Source organism: Winogradskyella sp. PC D3.3 (genome assembly GCF_054366245.1).
Genome location: NZ_CM135962.1, coordinates 1,183,391 through 1,204,452, shown reverse-complemented (window position 1 = coordinate 1,204,452; position 21,062 = coordinate 1,183,391). Strand labels below are relative to the sequence as shown.

Here is a 21,062-nt window from a genome sequence, read left to right as displayed (position 1 = left end):
TTTTAGTTTGTATAAGGGAATTTTACATTAACTGTTGTACCATTGCCAGGTTGCGATATAAAAGTTACGGTACCGTCAATATCCTTAACACGTGAGCTCATATTTTTTAGACCAATACCTTTTCTACTTTTTGAAGTATCAAACCCAGATCCATCATCAACAATACTCAAGCAAATTAAGTCTTTTTCAAGTGAAATACTAATTTCAACAACTTTTGCATTGGCATGTTTATAGATGTTTTGCATAGATTCTTGAATGATTCTATATATATTTATTTTTGTTTTGTTGGCTATTAAATCCCAATTGATATCATCTGTATATTTAAATTTGTGTTCTAAATTATATGCTTCTGTTTGCGTCTCAATAAGCTCCTTAACGATATCCATAAAACCAGAACCAGATACGAAATCGGTATTTAGTTCGTGTGAGATTTTTCGTATATCTTGTTCAATTGTTTGAAGTTGACTAATATATTTTGCTCTAGTCATCATCACTTCTTTGCCTTCCTGAAAATTAATACTATCCAAACTTAATCGCACTCCAAAAAGACCACCTAAAACTCCATCATGCAACTCTTTTGATACTCTTGTTTTTTCTTTAGCCCTAGCTTCATCTACTCTATCTTGTTGAACAAGCATTAAGTTATAAATGTCTTCATTTGCTTTCTGTTGAATTTGCATCAGCTCTAACTTTCTATTTTTTGCACGCTGAGAAATAACGATATAAACCAAAATAACCGTTAGTAATAAGCCAATTGACAAGATCAGCAAATAGAGGTTTTCTTTTGATATCTGCTTGTTTTCAGCTTCAATTTGTTCTGTATCAAATTTTATTCTTGCAAATTTATTTCTAACTTTTCTATCTACCGCTCTAAGACTATCTGACAGCTGAATATGCTCTAATAACAATGGTCTTGCCTGATCGCCATCAACAGCCTTTGACATAGCAAGTAACGCCTGTAATCTAGTTTGATTTGAAGAAACTCGCTTTGCTATTTCTAAAGCATTCGCTCCATATTTTACAACCGAATCTTTATGTTTATTTTTCAAGTAAAACTCAGATAAATCTAATGACAAGTGCATTAAGGTTATTTCATCATCTAAACTTTCAACAATTTTATAAGCCTTTTTATAGTCACTTTCAAGTTCCTTAAAATCATACTTATTGGATTCAAACTTAGCTTTATTAATATGACTAAGAAGTACCGCATAAAACGTAGGATCCTCGTCTTCGTATTTTGATTTTAAAGGCAAGAGACTCTCATACAAATCAATAGCCTCTTTATATTTTCCTATTTTACGATAAACATTTGCTTTGTTATTTATAGAGTAAATTTCATTAATGAATCCATCTTCCATCGCTTTTGCATACGTAATTGATTCATCATAATATTCTATAGCTTTATCATAATTTTCTGCCTCATTAGAATTAATAGCCAACAAATTATAAAGACTCCAATACATATCTAAGCGATATTCTGTTTCTGGCAATCTATTTAAAATTGAAAGCGCCTTTACAGCATCATCTTCAGCCGCTGTATAAATTTTTGCCATTTGTTGGAGATCTGCCGAATAAAAGAGCGCATTTGCTTTTTCTTCTGAAATCTCCTTACTGCCATAAAATTTTAATGCTTTAGAATAAAAAAAATAAGAACTATCGTTCTGTTGCATGTACCTATAATACGATCCTAAATTAGAACCAGCTACGGTTACAGCCGAAGAATCATTAAGAGTTTTTGCTAAGTCTAAATTGGCTTTGTTTAAACTTACATATTTATCATACTCCTCTAAGTAAAAATATTGGGTAGATAAACTCCTATTTGCTTTTAAGACCAAAGAGTCTATTTTCGCCTTTTTTGCTAGTTCTGACGCAGTACTCGCATATTTAAATCGTTCATCTAATGAATATGTATCGTCCTTAGATTTCAATATTAATGCATTGACGGAATCTATGACTTTACTTTGAGCATAAATGACATCAGATGTGATGTGAATAATAAAAACTACAAAAAATATACGCTTCAACAAAGTTTAATGATTTGTATCAAAAATAGACTAAAATTAGAAATTACATAAAAATTAAAGCCCTCATAGTTATATGAGAGCTTTGTTCAGTATATAAAAAAAACAATATAATATTATCCTTGCGTTTGCAATTTCAATTTCTTTTTGTCAATAGCTAATAAATCTTTTGGACTATATTCCTTATATGTTGGCTCATCGGTATTGACAGCAACATCTTTTGATTTCATTCCAGATACAGTTAATAATAGAACAGCGACTAAAGCTAAAGTAATTTTTAGGGTTTTCATAAGTATTTATTTAGGGTTAAAATAAGTTAACATCAATAACGGTAACGCAAAGCGATACACAGAGGGAGGGAAATGGATTATTAACTGTTTTAGGGGGTAACCTAAAAGCATACTAAAATTTAAAACGAGGGACGTTTTTTAGACACATACATATCTATAGTAAAATGAATTAAAATGCTTTTCTTTTTTAGCGTTTTTAAAGCCTATTAGAAAATACAAATATAAGTGTATTTCTGTAATTCCCTAATATATCACCGATAAAACGTTATTTTTGCTCGACAAAATGCAAAATACCTGTTTATAACATGTTGAAAACTTGTATTTTAGTTAACATTTTTGCGTTATTTAATTGCGTAAGATTTATCCTAAATACACACGAACGATTACGAACAAAAAAAGGAGCCACAATCTTATGTAGCTCCTTTTGTTTTATCGTTAATTAATTGCGATTAGCAGGACTGCTATTTTTTTAATGACAAACACTGTTTTTTTTAACCCATAGTACTTTAAACAAAAAAAGCACACTAATCTTCTTATTCAGAAATAAGAAAACCCTTCTTTAGATTACCAACTTTCTCTGGCAAATTACTTCAAAGCTCTATCTTGAAACCACGAAACATTTTTTAATCGCTAAAAAAAGCCCCAATTTCTTGAAGCTTTAGTTTTGCAATTTTAGCGGTTTCAACGAATCCTTTGTACACTAAAACAACCCACCGTTTCCACTCATAAAAAAAAAAAAAACCAATAGCATCTAACTAAGCCTACTTATTCAAGTAATAAGATGTCTATTTTTTTATAATTTTTTTAGTAATATTTCCGCTACTCAACACTACATTAAGGAAATAGACACCCTTAGGTAACGATTTTAAATTAATTTCTTTCCCCCTTGATTATCCTCCAAAACTAACCTACCTTCAATAGAAAAGACTTTAACAACCTTAATATCAACTCCTAAACTTGCAGATAAGTAAATTATATTATTTACTGGATTTGGGTAAAATCTAAAGGAATCTTCTAAACTATCCTCATTAATACTCAGGAAATCATCAACAACTTCCGTACTAACCGTATTAGTGATAACTGGCGAATTAAAATCAAAATATATCTCTGCATTCCCATCTATCACATCTCCCACACTAACATCAGTTTTAGGTTTTATTTTAAATGCAACAAAACCATGACTCATAGACTCATCCTCTTGTTCTGCCGGCAATAGAATGTTTTCAAAAATAAAATCTACCAAATTACCTTGAGTTATTTGAGCTGTATAAGCATGACTCGATGATACCGGTACAAACGTGTCCCAATCTAATTTATCATTTAAGACATCCCTTACCCTTACACTAATAGCACTAGCTGAGCCTGTATTTTGGAAACGAATAATATAATGTAAATACTCGTTTATATCGTCAATTGCAATTCTATTTCCTTGCACCACTTGTTTATCGTTGGGATCATAAGAATTAACAACTATTTGATTAAATTCAAAATGATTATTAGATAAATCAATATCTGTTTGACCTGAGGTTATCACCACTGATAGTGGCAAAATATCATCAGCATTTACAGCTAAAGGAGGCTCCGTATTTAATACGACATCAATTACCCTACTTTCAAAAGGTTGTAAATTGCTATAATTATAAGTAAGCGAGTTAATCGTCTGCGCACCTAACACTCCTGTTGAACTCACATAAGATTGACAGAATCCACTCTGCTCCATTATACTCATAAACTCTCACATGTCCATAACTAAAATTAATCCCTGAAGTCTCTTTCGAATAAACAGCGATACGACTTCCATCACCAGATATCGCAACAGAAAGACCAAAACCATAACCATCTTGTATAATTATTTGACCTAACGGACTCCATGCGCCTTCAATATTCTCAAAAGCCCGAACCTCATGATTACCAACACGATTAGTAGGCAAATGACTGGTAATCATCCTTGAGCCATCTAAAGATACGGAGACCGAATTTCCAAATTCATATGAGTTGTTTTCTCCAAATGTAATATCCTCCCCAATTTGATCTTGCGCACCTAAATTGAAACAACAAGTCATAACTGCAAATAATATAAATTGAGTAAGTCTATACATCTTTTTTTTCTTTAAGGATTGTGGTATATAACTGTAAAAGAACAAAAAAAAAAGACCAAACAAAGCTCTTATTATTTTTTAAAGTGAGACTTCCCCACACAAACCTGGTAGAGTTTATTACCTACCTTCTTGTTAAGTGATTAACAAATCATTTAATAAGAAAATAAAACAAGACACCTTAAAAGAAAATAATATACCGCATAGGGCACCTTTTTAAGAACAAAAAAGGCCAAAAAACAAAAAAGCATCCCAATCTTCTTATTCAGAAAAAAGGAAAGCCTTTCATTGGATTACCAAATTGCTCTGGTAAACTACTTCCAAGATTGCTCTTGGAACAACACAACATCTTTTAATCGCTAAAAAAAGCTTCAATTTCTTGAAGCTTTAGTTTTGCAATTTTAGCGGTCTGGACGGGACTCGAACCCGCGACCTTCGCCGTGACAGGGCGACATTCTAACCAGCTGAACTACCAGACCGTTGCATAATTGCGAGTGCAAATATACACTGCATTTTCAATTCTACAAACAAAAAAGTAAAAAAATAAAAAATAATCTAAATAAATTTTTGTCGCTCTAACATATAGGTCGTTAAAATGCTATTAAATCCTGCATTTATATCGGCCTCAACATACTTAATTCTATATTGCCCACACTTCATTTTCAAATCTGTAAAGTAATCTTTTACAGCACTTTCATAGTTTTCTTTTATAATATCAGCATATAAATTAATGTGATCTCCAGTCTCAACATCAATAAATCGCTTGGGTCTATTATCAAAATTAAAAGTAAGCTCCTTTTCTTTGTCAAAAACATGAAATAAGACCACTTCATGTTTATTATGCTTTAAATGTCGCAAAGCTTCAAACAGTTTTTCGTCATCTTCCGACGTTTGAAACATATCTGTAAAGACAAAAATCAAAGACCTTCGATGCATCTTTTCAGCAATCTGATGTAAATAGCGATACGTTTCTGTTGTTTCTGTTTGTGGTTTAGAAACCACTGCTTCACTTAATTTATGTAATAACATCTGATGATGGCGTTCACTTCCTTTCTCTGGAGCATAGAAATCATAGTTATCACTATAAATACTTAAGCCTACGGCATCGCGTTGCTTTTTAAGAATATACATTAAAGACGCACTTGCTAATGCGGAAAACGTAATCTTATTAAGATTAGCTATAGACGTTCCAGCCGTTTCCGGATAATGCATAGAGCTACTATTATCTAATATAATATGACAGCGTAAATTGGTTTCCTCATCATAACGTTTAGTATACAAACGGTCTGTTTTCGCATAGAGTTTCCAATCGATATGTTTGGTACTTTCCCCAGGATTATAAATTTTATGCTCGGCAAACTCTGCAGAAAACCCATGAAACGGACTTTTATGCATACCAGCAATAAAACCTTCAACGACTTGTTTTGCTAACAATTCGAGGTTTTTAAATCCACCTGTTTTATTAAGTTCTTGTTGTAAATCCATAATGCTCTCCTAACTCCCTATACTTCGATTGTGTTTAGCACAAGAAGAAAAGGACTGTTACTTGTCCAAACTAAAAAAGGTTCACCATATTGGCAAACCTTTTATCATTTCTTTTAGAGTATTGACTATAAAAGGGCGTCGATAGCGTCTGAATAAGCATTTTTAGGTGCTACTCCAACTTGACGACCAACAACTTCACCGTCCTTAAAAATTAATACTGTAGGTATGTTTCTTACACCATATTTAGCAGCAAATTCTTGATTCGCATCAACATCTACTTTCCCAACTACAGCTTTACCATCGTATTCTGTGCTGATTTCGTCAATGATTGGTCCAACCATACGACAAGGTCCACACCATGCAGCCCAAAAATCAACCATTACTGGCTTCGCACTCTTTAATACTGTCTCTTCAAAATTTGCATCTGTTATTTCTAATGCCATAATATTTATTTTTTAATTGTATTGTACTTCGTTTTTTGTACACCCCTATACGGATGTAACTGCAAAATTAGTCAAAATATTTCGCAAACCTTACAATGGCTGTATATGTTTTGATTATAGCCATATAGGCGACTTATATATTCACTTTTTTGGGCGCATAAACCAGGCTGTCCGCTATATCTTTTTTGCTTTTAATGGCAAAAAAGGATGCCGCTACCATCCTTTGCGCAAATTCTGCGTAATTATTAAGCTTTAAGCCAAATCTTTATAAATTGTTATTCTATAGCATTCTTAGACAAAAATTCTAAAATCAGCTTTGCAATATCTCTTGTTTTTTCTTCTGCGGCAAAATGACCAGCATCCAATAAGTGTAACTCCGCATTGGGTAAATCTCTTAAATAAGCCTTCGCTCCATCTGCCTTAAATTTTAAATCCTTTTTTCCCCAAACAATTAGGGTTTTTGGTTGCTGTGCTCTTAACATGGTTTGCCATTTCGGATAGCGAATCAAATTGGTATTATAATCTTGAAAAAGCTGTACCTGAATTTTTCTATCACTTTCAGACTTTAGAAATGCCAAATCATGTGTCCACGCATCCGGACTTTGTATATTAATATTTGAAGCCTCTAAATCAAACAAATACTGCTGGTTTATTATAGCATCTTCACTTGTTAAACGATATAAAAATTGGTGTTTGGCTTCTGACGTATCTGTTTGTGCCGTTCTAAAAAACTCTTGTCGTTGAGGCGTTAAACCGTCTAAATATGTATTCGCATTCTGAACAATTAAAGCGCGAATACGTTTTGGATTTTTCATCATCATGCGATAGCCCACAGGAGCTCCAAAATCTTGCATATACATCACATAGTTCTTAATTTGAAGCGTATCCATTAACTGCTGCGTATAATCTGCCAATAGATCAAAAGTGTATGTTGTCGTTGTGGGATTTAAATGGGTACTGTAACCCGACCCTAAATTGTCTGGTGCTACAACATGGTAATGTGTTGCCAACATAGGAATAAGGTTTCTATACGAATGTGAGGACGAGGGATAACCATGCAATAAAACTATGGTTGGGTTATTTTTGTCTCCTGCTTCTCTATAAAACAGTTTTACACTAGCAATGGCTACATAATTATAAGTCGTCGCTGGTGGTAAAAAGAACTGTTTTTTTGTGTCGCCTGATTTAGTCTCACAGCCCATTAAAGCTAATGATACCAATAAAATTATTACAAATTGTTTCATTGTTATATTTCGTCTGATTTAAGTATCAAAAGTATTTTGAGACTTGAGGAATAAAAAAGTCATAACCTCAAGTTATGACTTAGTAATTGTAGTATGCTTTTAATTTCTACCAGCCATAACACCACCATCGGTATCCCAAATCGCACCTGTTACCCAAGCCGCTTTGTCTGACAATAAGAATACAATACTATTGGCAACATCTTCCGATTCACCAAAACGACCTATAGGATGAAAGCCATTAAAGCCAACCAATGCTTCTTTAGCTGCGTCTTCACCTCCAAAAACACCGTGATACACAGGAGTATTTACTAAAGCCGGCGACACGGCATTGACGCGAATATTATCATCTGCCAATTCCATAGCCAAATGTTGTGTTAGCGAATGCAACCCTGCTTTCTGCATAGAATAAGCTGTAGAAGGTGTTGCTTTAACTGCTTGTTTTGCCCACATAGAACCTACATTGACGATAGCACCACCTTGAGTTGCTTTCATCTTTTTAGCAGCACTTTGTGTGATAAAAAAGAAGCCTCTGTTTAGATCTAAATACGAATTATAATCTTCCATCGTATGGTCTAAAAAAGGTTTAGGACCAAAAATTCCTGAGGCATTTACCAAATAGTCTAAGTTATCTAAACCATCTATTTTTGCGATTAAAGCGTCTACTTCAATCGTGTTAGAGATGTTTGCCGTGTGTTTAACCAAATTTGGTGCATCGGCAATTTTATTGGTATTTCTACCTACAACATGTACTGTTGCTCCTCCTTCTAATAAGGCATTTGCAGTTGCATTACCTATTCCACTTGTGCCGCCAACAACTAAGGCTACTTTATTTTCAAATTCTTTCATTGCATTTTTATTTAATTATCAATTACAGACAGACAAGTCTGTCTTTTTGTGTTCAAATTTTTTTAAACGATTATTTTTTTACATAAATTTTTAGATTCAAGAATAGGCCAGTCTTCTTGATGTAGGTGGCTTTCTCCAACAGCACTTTCGTAGAGTAAGTAAATTTGTCTTGCTAGTGAATTTACTTCTTCACTTTTAATATCTTCTAAATTGTTTGTGATTAGTGTTGCGATACGTGTAATGAAATCATTTTTTTGAGATTGAATTTCATTTCGAATGATCTCATTGTCTTTTGGAATTTCTGAAACGGTTTTTATACACCAACACCCATTAAAATCTTTGTCCTGATAAAACAGTTGAAGGAAATCGAATAGGGCTAAAATCTGTCCTTTTCCTTTGGGTTTTGACGTTGTGAAATTTTTTAAATTCTCTAGAAAATGGCTATTCTTATATTGAAGATATGCCAGACAAATCGCTTCTTTAGATTTAAAATGATTGTAAAGGGTTGCCTTAGCAATGCCTGCTTCGGCAATAATTTGATTAATACCTGTAGAATTATACCCATTCTTATAAAATAAAAATGAGGCCGTTTCTATAATTCTATGTTTTACTTCGGCATGTTTCATAATGCAAATATATCAATTACTTTTAAAAACAGACAAGTCTGTCTATTTTATTTATTACAATCAAAAAAACACATGCATTAGAGCACTATCTTCCTTTTAAAACGCCATCAAATGGCTTTTAAATGTATTGGGATGTCTTTCATTCTGTATCTTGAAACCTTTCTTTTATCTTATTCTCCACTCTAAAAATCAATAGACTAACCATTACAATCATTAAACCCAGACCTAAAATTGTAGAAATCCCTTCAGTGGGTTGATATACCAAACCTATGAATCCAACTACTGAAAGTAGCAGTCCGTACTTTATCATTTGTTTAGAGGCATATAGTTGTGCAAAATCCCATCTCTGTTGATTTTTCATAGAACTTGCTGTTCTATACCCATAGATGCTATTGATCTTCTTTGGTGGAAATTTGTACATAAACCATCCTAGGACACAAAAGATGAGTCCGCTACTGAATGGAATTAAAAATAATGGGTTTTCAAATAACATATTATGCACTAATTTTTAGGCTTGGCCCTGACCATAAATGTATAAAATTTAATATCGTTTGAATAGCTCAACCGTTATTTTTGTATGCATTATTACCATCGTATTTATTTTAGATATTTATGCATATAAATATTTGAAACTATTAAAATCCCCATTAAAACAAAGAGCAATAACATTATAAATATGGAATCCTTATGCTTAACATGTGCAACTAATGCCGTTACTAGGAATAATCCAACCCAGCATAAGTCCATTCTTTTAACTGCGAGGATACAAATGGCAGTACTAATATAATAGCTGCTATACCTTTTAGTACTGCCAACTCTATCCTAAAATAGTCAGGAAAACTCAATGCTTTAATGCCATCAATAGTGCTTTTACTAAACAGGTAAGAATACGAACTTAACAATAGAAATGCAGAAATGACGCCTGTAGATATCTAGTATATTGTTTTCATACGAATTGCTTATAAAAAACTAGCCTTTATCTGATTAACAATCTTAGTGCCATCCGGATCGGCTTGCGTTTTTAGTTCACAAAAATCTTCAGCCCATTTTGAGGTTCTAATTCGCAGTGGTGGCTGTTCATGCTGTGCGACATTTAAAACCACTTCTGCAACCTCAGCTCCTGTTTGATACACCTGATTTTCACTTTCATTTGCTCGTTTTTGATTTCCTGCCATATATCGTTCAAAGATTGGTTGATATTCTCCAGTTGCAAATTGACCTTCAACAGCGGTTTTTTCGATGGCAGACGTCATAAATGCTGTAGCAATTCCTCCTGGTTCTACACAAGTGATTTTAATATTGAAAGCATCACTGACATAAGTTGCTAAACCTTCCATAAAACCTTCTACGGCAAACTTTGCTCCACAATACAATTCGTTAAATGGCTGTCCGACTAAACCACCAACAGAGGTAATACTTATGATTTGACCACTCTTTTGTTTTCTCATATAAGGCAGCACAGCTTGTGTACAGAATACCACTCCGTGATAATTCACTTCAGTCACCCATCTAATTTCATCTTCTGTAGATTGTTCAGTTGTTTTGGCAAATCCGGCTCCTGCATTATTAACCAGCACATCTATTCTACCATGTTTTTCTATAATGGTCTCAACCGCAGATGTAATGGAGTCAATTTTAGTGACATCTAAAGGCAGTAACTCAATATCCAAATTTTATTCTTCTATTTTCTTTTTGAGTTGGTCAGCTTTTTTTAGGTTTCGCATTGTAGCATAGACCTTATAATTATTCTTAGCAAATAGTATTGAAGCTTCAAACCCTACTCCTGTTGATGTTCCTGTAATTAATACATTTTTTTTCATAATTATTAGTTTATGGAATGAATATTCATTCCAATTATTAGATAAATTTTTTTATTCTTTAATGGCGTCCCAAACCATTTGTGTTTGATTTTTAAGGGATGTCGTTTTTGTTTCTGACTGGTGAAAATACCATCTTAAATAAGCCAAAATAGCACCACCAATAAACATTAATATTTCATCTAATTCTATAGCTTTAATAATGCGCTCTTGTTGACCTTTTACTAATAGTTCATGGACTGGAGCAACAGATTTCCCTCCTTCTTCTCTACTTTCTTTAGTAATAATTGGAGACGCTTGTAATTGCTCCATAAATTTGAAATAAGCAGGATTCGCAATAAAAAAATCAATAATAGATCTTAGATAATTTTCAAATTGTGTTTTTATTGGTTGTTCTACATCAAAATCTAAAAACACTAATTTTTCTTTGGCCTTTATATTTACATAAATCTCATTGATTAAGGACGCTTTGTTAGGGAAATAGTTATAAATGGTTCCCATTCCTGTTCCGGCAGCTTTTGCAATAGCAGACATTGGTGTATTATGAACTCCTTTCTCTGTAAGCAGTATAAGTGCAGATGATAATATGGCCTCTTTTTTATTCACGTTGCAAATATAAATACATTGGAATGACTATTCCAAATAATACTGTAGATTTCTTAAATTTAATGTGTTAATCGAAAATGGAATCATGAAAAACGAAATTCTAACCAATGTTTACTATAGCTCGTTTTTATTAAATTTTGAACTTCTTATAGAATTTAACCTTTCTTCTCCTATTCTGTCATCTACGAAATTTAGATTTATAGATAAAACCTTTTCCTCAAATAATCTTTTATAGTGTATTGATTTAATAATAAAAGAATCTTCCATTTTCGTGTTCATTTCAAATACTAATTCAACTTATACATTATATCATGCTCCTTCAAACTATTTAACAGCTGTTGCGAAATCTTGACTTTATTTTTTCGGCTTGGCATCTGCACTTTAATTTTTTCAATATTATCATAGACCACAAAATTTAAGGTTTGGTTGCCTTCATGGAATTTTATTAAGTCATATAATACAGAAACTGTTTCCCTTTCTAAATCTTTAATATTTAATTGGATGGATAACTTTTTAGCATAGGTATCCATCACATCATGTAGCAACTGAAAATTATTAAACTGAATTCGTGGTTCTCCTTTTTTACCAGTATCTCTATTGACCCAACCTTCACGTACAAAAGCTCTGACATAAACGAAAGAATTGATTACAAAGAAGTGTCTAAACTTTAAATAATCTTCTCCAAAAATTCGGAATTCAAAACTATCGGTATAATCTTCAATCGTAAAAATAGCCCAACCTTTACCTTGTTTACTTACACGATGTTGTACATCTGTAACAACACCTCCAAAAGTAATTTCCTTATTTACAATAGCTTCCAAATCATTAAAATGCGCCACCACTCCGTTACAAAACGTCTTCATTTCAATAGCAAAATCATCTAAGGGATGGCCTGAAATATAAATACCAACCACTTCGCGTTCTCGCGATAATTTCTCCATCGTTCCCCAATCTTCACAAGGTGGTACAAAGGGTTCTGCAATTTGCACATCACTAGCTTCACCAAACAAACTGACCTGAGCTGAGTTTTCATTCTCCTGATGTTTGGCACCATATTTAACCGCTTTTTCTAAAAAGGTAATTCCATCACCATCGTCTGCAAAATATTGTGCTCTATGTGTATCTGCCCAACAATCAAAGCCTCCTGCGTTAGCAAGCCCTTCAAATGCTTTCTTGTTGGCTGCTCGCAAATCGATACGCTTAGCTAAATCGAAAATAGACTTATACGGCCCACCTTCTTTTCTGTTTTCTACTATCGTTTTAACGGCTCCATGACCAACCCCTTTTATGGCACCCATTCCAAAACGAACGGCATTATCTTTATTTACCGAAAATTTATAAAAACTCTCATTAACATCTGGTCCTAAAACGGGTAATCGCATCCGTTTACACTCTTCCATAAAGAAGGTTACAGATTTAATATCGTTCATGTTATTGGATAATACCGCAGCCATATATTCTGCTGGATAATGCGCTTTTAAATAGGCGGTTTGGTACGCAATCCATGCATAACATGTAGAGTGCGACTTGTTAAAGGCGTAACTCGCAAAGGCTTCCCAATCCTTCCAGATTTTCTCTAATTTTGTTTTGTCTAAACCTTTAGCACCAGCTTGCTCAATAAATTTTGGTTTCATTTTATCCAAAACCGCAATCTGCTTTTTACCCATGGCTTTCCTCAAGACATCGGCTTCACCTTTGGTAAAATCGGCCAATTTTTGAGACAGTAGCATTACTTGCTCTTGGTAAACTGTAATTCCGTAAGTTTCTTTAAGGTACTCTTCCATTTCTGGTAAATCGTACACAATCTCTTCATCACCATGTTTACGCGCAATGAAACTTGGAATATATTCCATTGGACCAGGACGATACAAGGCGTTCATGGCAATTAAATCATCAAAAACCGTTGGCTTAAGATTTTTCATGTGTTTTTGCATACCAGGCGATTCATACTGGAACACACCAACCGTTTCACCACGTTGGAACAACTCATAAGTTTTCACATCATCCAAAGGAAAATTCTCTGGATCGAGCAAAATACCGTGCTTGGCTTTTACAAGCTTAACGGTATCCTTAATTAACGTTAAGGTTTTTAATCCCAAGAAATCCATTTTCAACAACCCTGCACTTTCTACGACAGAGTTATCAAATTGGGTAACATATAAGTCAGAATCCTTAGCTAAAGACACTGGTACATAATTGGTAATATCACTTGGTGTGATAATAACACCACAGGCATGAATACCTGTATTACGAACCGAACCTTCTAAGATTCGTGCCTGATTTAAGGTTTCTGCTTGTAAATCATCACCATCGGAAATATTTAGAAGCTCATTAATTTTTTCTAAATCTTCTGCACGGAATTTTTTAGCCAATTCCTTTTCGTCTAAACCAAAAATCTTTCCGAGTTTGGACATCAAGGGAATTAACTTGGCAATATGATCGGCTTCATTTAATGGTAAATCTAAAACCCTAGCGGTATCTCTAATCGATGATTTTGCCGCCATAGTTCCGTAGGTAATAATCTGCGCAACTTGATTGGAACCATATTTTTCGATAACATAATCCATAACGCGACTTCGACCTTCATCATCAAAATCGATATCAATATCGGGCATACTTACACGATCTGGATTTAAGAAACGCTCAAAAAGTAAATCGTACTTAATCGGATCAATATTGGTAATCCACAAACAATAAGCAACCACCGAACCTGCTGCCGATCCACGACCAGGACCAACGGAAACATCCATTTTTCTGGCTTCACGAATAAAATCTTCTACAATTAAGAAATATCCTGGATACCCTGTTTTTTCGATAACGCTTAACTCAAAATCGAGACGTTCTTCAATTTCTGGAGTAATTTCACCATAACGGATTTTGGCTCCTTTATATGTTAAATGACGTAAAAAAGCATTTTCACCGCGTTTACCGTTATCTACTAAATCCTCTTCAAATTTAAATTCTTCAGGAATATCGAAAGCCGGTAATAAGACATCTCGCGCTAATTCGTAAGGTTCAATTTTATCGACAACTTCCTGAATATTCACAATGGCTTCTGGCACATCTCTAAAGAGTGCTTTCATTTCTTCTGAAGATTTAAAGTAATATTCCTGATTTGGCAAACCATAACGATAACCACGACCACGACCAATAGGTGTTGCCTGTTTTTCTCCATCTTTTACACACAATAAAATATCGTGGGCATTGGCATTTTCTTGATCGACATAATAAGTATTGTTAGTCGCTACCAATTTAACATCATGCTTTTTCGCTAATTTAATTAACACAGGGTTGACACGATTTTCGTCTTCTTGATTGTGACGCATTATTTCAACATACAAGTCATCTTGAAACGTTTCTTTCCACCACAATAAGGCTTCTTCTGCCTGATTTTCTCCAACATTTAAAACCTTACTTGGCACTTCCCCATAGAGATTTCCTGTTAAACAAATTAAATCTTCTTTGTAGTGTTCTATCTGTTTTTTATCAATTCTTGGGACGTAATAAAAACCGTCTGTAAAGGCGGCCGATGATAATTTCGCTAAATTGTGATAGCCTTTTTTATTCTTAGCCATCAATACAATTTGATAACCATTGTCTTTTCTGGTTTTATCTGCGTGATTTTCACAGACAAAAAACTCACAACCAATAATTGGTTTTATAATTTTTCCTTTCTTTTCTAATCCGGCTTCTTCTGCTTGTTTGTGTTGTGCTTTTACACCTTTATTATGATTGGAAACGGCTGTCACAAAGTGAAAGGCTCCCATCATATTTCCGTGGTCAGTTAAAGCTACTGCTGGCATGCCTTCTCTAGCTGTTGCAGCCACTAAGTCTTTAATACTAATTGTTGATTGCAGAATAGAATACTGAGAATGGTTATGTAAATGCGCAAAATCAACATCCTTAAGTTGTGATGCCGCTTCTTTATCAATGCTTGTAGGTACCGCTTGTTCTTTTTGAAGGCGTGCGTTAATCTTTGCACTTTCCTTCTTAAGATTGATATGTTTTAAACCAATAAGTTGAATTTCGGCAGGATTTTCTTGCGTAAACTTCTCAAAATACTCAGGTTCAACATCTAACTCTTCCTTAGTATATTGTTTTCGTCTTATTAACTCTAAAAAACAACGCGTGGTCGCTTCTACATCGGCAGTAGCATTGTGTGCTTCAGAAAATGGTTTATTAAATAAATACTCGTGTAATTCCGTTAAAGTTGGTAATTTAAACTTTCCGTAACGTCCACCAGGCAATTGACATAAGCTTGCGGTGTGTTCTGTACAGGTATCTAAAACAGGTAATTCTTGAAGTGGATTTGTAACGTTTTCACGCACAAATTCTGCACCCATAATATTTAAATCGAACTTTACATTCTGACCAACAACAAATTTTGTTTTAGACAAAGCAGCATTAAACTTTTCTAAAACTTCAGCTAGTGGCACCCCTTGTTCTTGTGCTAATTCCGTCGAAATGCCGTGAATTTTTTCGGCATCATAAGGAATATTAAACCCGTCTGGTTGTACCAAATAATCTTGATGCTCTATACAATTCCCCATACCATCATGCAATTGCCAGGCAATCTGAATACATCTTGGCCAATTATCAGTATCGGTAATTGGGGCATCCCAGCGTTTTGGTAATCCTGTGGTTTCAGTATCGAATATTAAGTACATGCGTTGTTCTGTCGTTTATTATTAAATCGTGTGTTTTTACTGCAAGAACACTAAAGCATAAAACGCTTATAATCAGCAAAAATTACAATTATAGTCTTCAAAAAGTTAGCTTATAAAATTACATAGAATTTGTACTTTTCTGAAATGAAATTACAAAGAGTTTTAAACATAAAAAAAGCGTCCCCTATAATGGGTGACGCTTTTTTCTTATACTATATTAAATGTGTTAAGCTTGCAAATAATCTGGTATACCATCTCCGTCTGTATCTACCGCATCATCAGGATTACCATCACCATTTGGATCTGCATTTTCATTTATGGTTAACAAGGTATCACCATCATCATCATTATCTAAATAATCGACATCACCATCACCATCGGTATCAATAGGATTACCATTTACATCTTTAGCTTCAAACTGTGTTAACACACCATCACCATCGTCATCGTTATCTAAATAATTTGGCACTCCGTCTCCATCGGTATCATCATTCTCAATATCACCATCACCATTAAAATCTTCATAAGCATCAGGAACACCGTCACCATCAGCATCACCACAATCTAAACCATCTATTTCTGCTTGAACACTTCCATCTGCATCTCCACAAATATCTATTTGTTCTTGTAAGAAAAGTAAGTATTGTGCGCATTTTTCATTATAATTACCAATAGTTGCTGTTGTATATTGTGAATGTGCCTCTACAACATTTGCAGTAGCAATATCACAAGAAATCTGACAATCTCCTAACCCATCTATTATAGCTTGCAAAGCACCATCAGAATCTCCACAATAGATGCGCTGATTCGTTAAAGCTTCTGAATAAGCACTACATGCCGCTAAATAAGCTGCACTATTTACAAATTCTAAACCTGAAGAAAATGTAGCTTCATAAGCCGCTAAAGCAACTTGGGTAGCCACTTCAACATCAACACAAGTAATAGGATCTGTTGGAAATTCTCCCGAAATTAAAGGGACTTTATAAAAAATTCCATTAGTAAATCCAACCGCGTTCATTCCTGAAGCATCAAAAGCTAAAAACCGGTAGGTCCCTGTAAAGGTTTTGTTAACGACATCAATTTCTTCAATACTAATTTCCCCTAATTCCGGATAAATTGAAACACTTTCATCAGGTTTGTTATTGGTAGAGAATGTGGTACCAAAGCCATCAATGTACTCAGCTTCAATAACATCGATATCACCAACAATAAAATCGGACTCAATTACCGATGGTACTGTTAGTTTTACGGTTTCATAATTATTTGTTCCTGTAATAGTTAAAAAGCCATTGGCTTGGATGCTGGCTGAAAACGCTTTAGCTCTCCAAAGTGCATTTTCACGATCACCCTGAAAAGCAGGTGTATTAAACTCTACTTCGTCACCACAGCTAAATATTGTTAGAAAAACAAGAGATAAGAGGATTAGTTTTTTCATATTCTAAAAGGTAATTTTATTGCTTCAAATATAACGAAACAAGAGTGTCAAAAGTATAATAATTTTTAATAATCAGCCTAACTGATAATTTTCTTTTAGTTAAAGTGGACTTCTTAGTAGTTAAAATGATTTATAACAGCGATATATAAAAAATTATAGTATCTTTGCGCCCTCATTAATAACAGAGGTCGAGAACCTCATTAATTAATTATTATGCCTGTAAAAATTAGATTACAAAGACACGGTAAGAAAGGGAAACCTTATTATTGGATCGTAGCAGCGGATTCACGCGCTAAAAGAGATGGTAAATACCTTGAGAAATTAGGGGCTTACAATCCAAACACCAATCCTGCAACTATCGAATTAGATGTTGACGGAGCTGTAACATGGTTACAAAATGGTGCACAACCTACTGACACAGCAAAAGCAATTTTATCTTATAAAGGAGCGCTGCTTAAACACCATTTAGCTGGTGGAGTTAGAAAAGGTGCATTAACTGAAGAGCAAGCTGAAGCAAAATTCAATGCTTGGTTGGAAGAAAAAGCAGCTAAAATTGAAGCTAAATCTGATGGTTTATCTAAAGCAGACGCTGAAGTTAAAGCTAAAGCACTTGAAGCTGAAAAAGCAGTAAATGAAGCACGTATCGCTGCAGCTGCGCCAGTTGTTGAAGAAGAAGTAGCAGAAGATGTTGCAACTGAAGCTTCTAACGAAGAAGAGTAAAAAATTTATTTTATACTTTTAAACCCAGACTATCATAGTCTGGGTTTTTTTTGTTCAATTATGTATTTTATATCGAATAAATACTCAATTGAATAAATACTGTTAAAAAAACTGAATATTTACTAATATTAATTGAGATCCTGAAACTAATTCAGGATGACAAATAAAATTTGTCATGAAAAAAGAAGATTGTTTTTATTTAGGGAAAATTGTAAAAAAATACAGTTTTAAAGGAGAACTTTTAGCTAAACTTGATACAGACGAACCTGACTTATACGATAATTTAGATGCTGTTTTTATTGATTTAAGAGGTAATCTAGTGCCTTTTTTTATTGAAGCTTCACAATTACACAAATCTGATTTATTACGCTTAAAATTTGAAGATGTAGATACAGAAGCTGATGCAGATGCATTAATAAAAACAGAATTATACCTACCTCTAGATTTGCTCCCAAAACTCGATGGCGATAAGTTTTATTTTCATGAAGTAATTGGTTTTACCATTAAGGATAAAAATTTTGGCGAGGTTGGAACTATAACTGGGATTAATGATTCTACAGCACAATCTTTATTTGAAATTGATAGAGACGGCATTGAAATCTTAATTCCTATGAACGATGAATTTATTGTTAAGGTTGATAGAACACATAAAACAATAGAAGTTAATACGCCTGAAGGACTCATTGATTTATATCTTGAAGACTAATGAGTTCGCTGCCTTTTAAATTTAAAGAATTTACAGTCCATCAAGATCGTTGTGCCATGAAAATTGGTACAGATGGAGTATTACTTGGTGCTTGGACTTCTCTTGATCATAATCCGTTTTCTGTCTTAGATATTGGAGCAGGAACAGGTATTTTATCTCTAATGATAGCGCAAAGAAGCCATGCTGAAAATATTGAAGCTTTAGAAATTGATGCTGAAGCCTATGAACAGTGTTCTGAGAATTTTGAAAATTCAGCTTGGGCAGACCGCTTATTTTGTTATCACGCTTCGCTTTTAGAATTTGTAGAAGAAATTGAGGACGAATTCGATTTAATTATTTGCAATCCCCCATTCTATTCTGAAGATTATAAAACGGATAACGAGGCAAGAGATTTGGCGCGCTTTAATGATGCCATGCCTTTTGAGCATTTAATTTTTGCCGCTGTAAATTTACTATCCGAAAATGGTTTATTATCTGTAATTCTTCCATATAAGGAAGAAGCTCACTTTATTAACCTAGCTTCAAAAGTAGGATTGTTTCCTAAACGTTTACGTCGTGTTAAAGGCAATCCTAATTCCGAAATTAAACGCAGTTTATTAGAATTTAGTTTTCAGCAACAAGACCATGAAATCTCTGAACTCATTATTGAAACTGCACGTCACCAATACACAGAAGACTATATTAATCTCACTAAAGATTTTTATCTGAAAATGTAAATCTATTGTTGGGCAATGCTATCGTTTTCGTTACTTTTGTTAAACTTATAAAATAACACCTTCTATTTTGGTAAATTCTCAAAATTAGAAGTTATAAATATCAAAATTAGAATGAAACCAGATTTATTCGAAGCACCAGATTATTACAATCTTGATGAATTACTTACAGAAGAGCACAAGTTAGTACGCGATGCAGCCAGAGAATGGGTAAAACGCGATGTGTCTCCAATTATAGAAGACTACGCTCAAAAAGCAGAGTTTCCTACACAAATCGTTAAAGGATTAGCTGAGATCGGAGCTTTTGGTCCATACATCCCTGAAGAATATGGTGGAGCAGGATTAGACCAAATTTCTTATGGTTTAATAATGCAAGAAATTGAACGTGGAGATTCAGGTGTACGTAGTACGGCATCTGTACAATCGTCTTTAGTAATGTATCCTATTTGGAAATATGGTAACGAAGCACAACGTCAAAAATATTTACCAAAGTTAGCTTCTGGTGAATGGATTGGCTCATTTGGACTTACAGAACCAGATCATGGTTCTAACCCAGGAGGTATGGTAACTAATTTTAAAGATATGGGAGACCATTACCTTTTAAATGGTGCTAAAATGTGGATTAGTAATTCTCCTTTTTGTAATGTAGCCGTAGTTTGGGCTAAAAATGAAGAAGGACGAATTCACGGGCTTATTGTAGAACGTGGTATGGAAGGCTTTTCTACACCAGAAACACATAACAAATGGTCACTTAGAGCTTCTGCTACAGGAGAGCTTATTTTTGATAATGTAAAAGTGCCTAAAGAAAATTTATTACCAAACAAATCTGGATTGGGAGCACCATTAGGGTGTTTAGATTCGGCACGTTTTGGTATTGCTTGGGGAGCCATTGGAGCTGCTATGGATTGCTACGATACAGCCTTACGTTACAGTAAAGAGCGTATGCAATTTGGAAAGCCTATAGGACAATTTCAATTACAACAAAAGAAATTAGCTGAGATGATTACCGAAATCACCAAAGCCCAATTATTAGCATGGCGTTTAGGGGTGATGCGTGAAAACGGAACAGCGACATCTGCTCAAATTTCTATGGCAAAACGTAACAATGTAGATATGGCACTTACCATAGCTCGTGATGCTAGACAAATGTTAGGTGGTATGGGAATCTCTGGCGAATATAGTATTATGCGTCATATGATGAACCTTGAAAGTGTGGTTACTTATGAAGGTACTCACGATATACATCTATTAATTACAGGTTTAGATGTCACAGGTTTAAACGCCTTTAAATAGAATTTAAAACCTATAATTTCAGGTCTTTTTAAAGGCCTAATGGCTATAAACTAG

General features: G+C 34.1%; 19 protein-coding genes, 1 tRNA gene and 1 pseudogene. 4 read left to right on the top strand and 17 right to left on the bottom strand.

Features of this window, described 5'->3' with window-relative positions:
• Positions 1 to 2 precede the first annotated feature (2 nt).
• From ACXGSQ_RS05260 to ACXGSQ_RS05180, 17 genes and pseudogenes are all read right to left on the bottom strand, one after another.
• Complete coding sequence (locus tag ACXGSQ_RS05260) at positions 3 to 2,024, bottom strand: tetratricopeptide repeat-containing sensor histidine kinase (protein ID WP_458628576.1); 2,022 nt, start codon at positions 2,022 to 2,024, stop codon at positions 3 to 5.
• A gap of 113 nt (positions 2,025 to 2,137) precedes the next feature.
• Positions 2,138 to 2,311 (bottom strand): hypothetical protein, encoded by a 174-nt coding sequence (locus ACXGSQ_RS05255; protein ID WP_458628575.1) that lies wholly within the window; start codon positions 2,309 to 2,311, stop codon positions 2,138 to 2,140.
• 785 nt (positions 2,312 to 3,096) lie between these two features.
• Positions 3,097 to 3,186 carry a T9SS type A sorting domain-containing protein gene (locus ACXGSQ_RS05250; protein ID WP_458629322.1) on the bottom strand — a complete coding sequence of 30 codons (90 nt, stop codon included), beginning with the start codon at positions 3,184 to 3,186 and terminating at the stop codon, positions 3,097 to 3,099.
• The gene (locus ACXGSQ_RS05245) at positions 3,177 to 4,001 is read right to left on the bottom strand and encodes a DUF7619 domain-containing protein (RefSeq protein ID WP_458628574.1); all 825 of its coding nucleotides are present in this window, start codon (positions 3,999 to 4,001) and stop codon (positions 3,177 to 3,179) included. The genes ACXGSQ_RS05250 and ACXGSQ_RS05245 overlap by 10 nt, the downstream gene beginning before the upstream one ends.
• On the bottom strand, positions 3,964 to 4,410 hold the full coding sequence (locus ACXGSQ_RS05240; RefSeq protein ID WP_458628573.1) for a hypothetical protein: 447 nt from the start codon (positions 4,408 to 4,410) through the stop codon (positions 3,964 to 3,966). The genes ACXGSQ_RS05245 and ACXGSQ_RS05240 overlap by 38 nt, the downstream gene beginning before the upstream one ends.
• 402 nt (positions 4,411 to 4,812) lie before the next feature.
• Positions 4,813 to 4,886, bottom strand: a tRNA-Asp gene (locus tag ACXGSQ_RS05235).
• A gap of 76 nt (positions 4,887 to 4,962) precedes the next feature.
• Positions 4,963 to 5,892, bottom strand: a complete 930-nt coding sequence (locus ACXGSQ_RS05230) for a DUF58 domain-containing protein (protein ID WP_458628572.1) — start codon at positions 5,890 to 5,892, stop codon at positions 4,963 to 4,965.
• Positions 5,893 to 6,017: 125 nt separating this feature from the next.
• Positions 6,018 to 6,335, bottom strand: a complete 318-nt coding sequence (gene trxA, locus ACXGSQ_RS05225) for a thioredoxin (RefSeq protein ID WP_458628571.1) — start codon at positions 6,333 to 6,335, stop codon at positions 6,018 to 6,020.
• A gap of 275 nt (positions 6,336 to 6,610) precedes the next feature.
• Positions 6,611 to 7,579 carry an alpha/beta fold hydrolase gene (locus ACXGSQ_RS05220; RefSeq protein WP_458628570.1) on the bottom strand — a complete coding sequence of 323 codons (969 nt, stop codon included), beginning with the start codon at positions 7,577 to 7,579 and terminating at the stop codon, positions 6,611 to 6,613.
• A gap of 99 nt (positions 7,580 to 7,678) precedes the next feature.
• Positions 7,679 to 8,425 carry an SDR family NAD(P)-dependent oxidoreductase gene (locus ACXGSQ_RS05215; RefSeq protein WP_458628569.1) on the bottom strand — a complete coding sequence of 249 codons (747 nt, stop codon included), beginning with the start codon at positions 8,423 to 8,425 and terminating at the stop codon, positions 7,679 to 7,681.
• A 62-nt stretch (positions 8,426 to 8,487) separates the two neighbouring features.
• Entirely contained in the window at positions 8,488 to 9,051 is a 564-nt protein-coding gene (locus tag ACXGSQ_RS05210; RefSeq protein ID WP_458628568.1) for a TetR/AcrR family transcriptional regulator, read from the bottom strand.
• A 139-nt stretch (positions 9,052 to 9,190) separates the two neighbouring features.
• Positions 9,191 to 9,472 (bottom strand): SdpI family protein, encoded by a 282-nt coding sequence (locus tag ACXGSQ_RS05205; protein ID WP_458629321.1) that lies wholly within the window; start codon positions 9,470 to 9,472, stop codon positions 9,191 to 9,193.
• 295 nt (positions 9,473 to 9,767) lie between these two features.
• Positions 9,768 to 9,983, bottom strand: coding sequence for a DoxX family protein (locus ACXGSQ_RS05200; protein ID WP_458629320.1), 216 nt, complete (start codon positions 9,981 to 9,983; stop codon positions 9,768 to 9,770).
• A 27-nt stretch (positions 9,984 to 10,010) separates the two neighbouring features.
• Positions 10,011 to 10,871: pseudogene (locus ACXGSQ_RS05195) on the bottom strand (SDR family oxidoreductase).
• 51 nt (positions 10,872 to 10,922) lie between these two features.
• Positions 10,923 to 11,474, bottom strand: coding sequence for a TetR/AcrR family transcriptional regulator (locus ACXGSQ_RS05190; protein ID WP_458628567.1), 552 nt, complete (start codon positions 11,472 to 11,474; stop codon positions 10,923 to 10,925).
• Between the two features lie 287 nt (positions 11,475 to 11,761).
• A complete protein-coding gene (dnaE, locus tag ACXGSQ_RS05185; protein ID WP_458628566.1) occupies positions 11,762 to 16,141 on the bottom strand; it encodes a DNA polymerase III subunit alpha in 4,380 nt (1,459 codons plus the stop codon).
• 226 nt (positions 16,142 to 16,367) lie between these two features.
• Positions 16,368 to 17,576, bottom strand: coding sequence for a DUF6252 family protein (locus ACXGSQ_RS05180; protein ID WP_458628565.1), 1,209 nt, complete (start codon positions 17,574 to 17,576; stop codon positions 16,368 to 16,370).
• Between the two features lie 213 nt (positions 17,577 to 17,789).
• Between ACXGSQ_RS05180 and ACXGSQ_RS05175 the strand changes: the two genes are divergently transcribed.
• The 4 genes from ACXGSQ_RS05175 (at position 17,790) to ACXGSQ_RS05160 (ending at position 21,008) form a co-directional block, all read left to right on the top strand.
• Positions 17,790 to 18,296: a 30S ribosomal protein S16 gene (locus ACXGSQ_RS05175; RefSeq protein WP_458628564.1), complete on the top strand. Its 507-nt coding sequence runs from the start codon at positions 17,790 to 17,792 to the stop codon at positions 18,294 to 18,296.
• A 175-nt stretch (positions 18,297 to 18,471) separates the two neighbouring features.
• A complete protein-coding gene (rimM, locus tag ACXGSQ_RS05170; RefSeq protein WP_458628563.1) occupies positions 18,472 to 19,002 on the top strand; it encodes a ribosome maturation factor RimM in 531 nt (176 codons plus the stop codon).
• Positions 19,002 to 19,718, top strand: a complete 717-nt coding sequence (locus ACXGSQ_RS05165; protein ID WP_458628562.1) for a tRNA1(Val) (adenine(37)-N6)-methyltransferase — start codon at positions 19,002 to 19,004, stop codon at positions 19,716 to 19,718. The genes rimM and ACXGSQ_RS05165 overlap by 1 nt, the downstream gene beginning before the upstream one ends.
• A gap of 111 nt (positions 19,719 to 19,829) precedes the next feature.
• On the top strand, positions 19,830 to 21,008 hold the full coding sequence (locus ACXGSQ_RS05160) for an acyl-CoA dehydrogenase family protein (protein WP_458628561.1): 1,179 nt from the start codon (positions 19,830 to 19,832) through the stop codon (positions 21,006 to 21,008).
• The last annotated feature ends 54 nt before the right edge of the window (positions 21,009 to 21,062 follow it).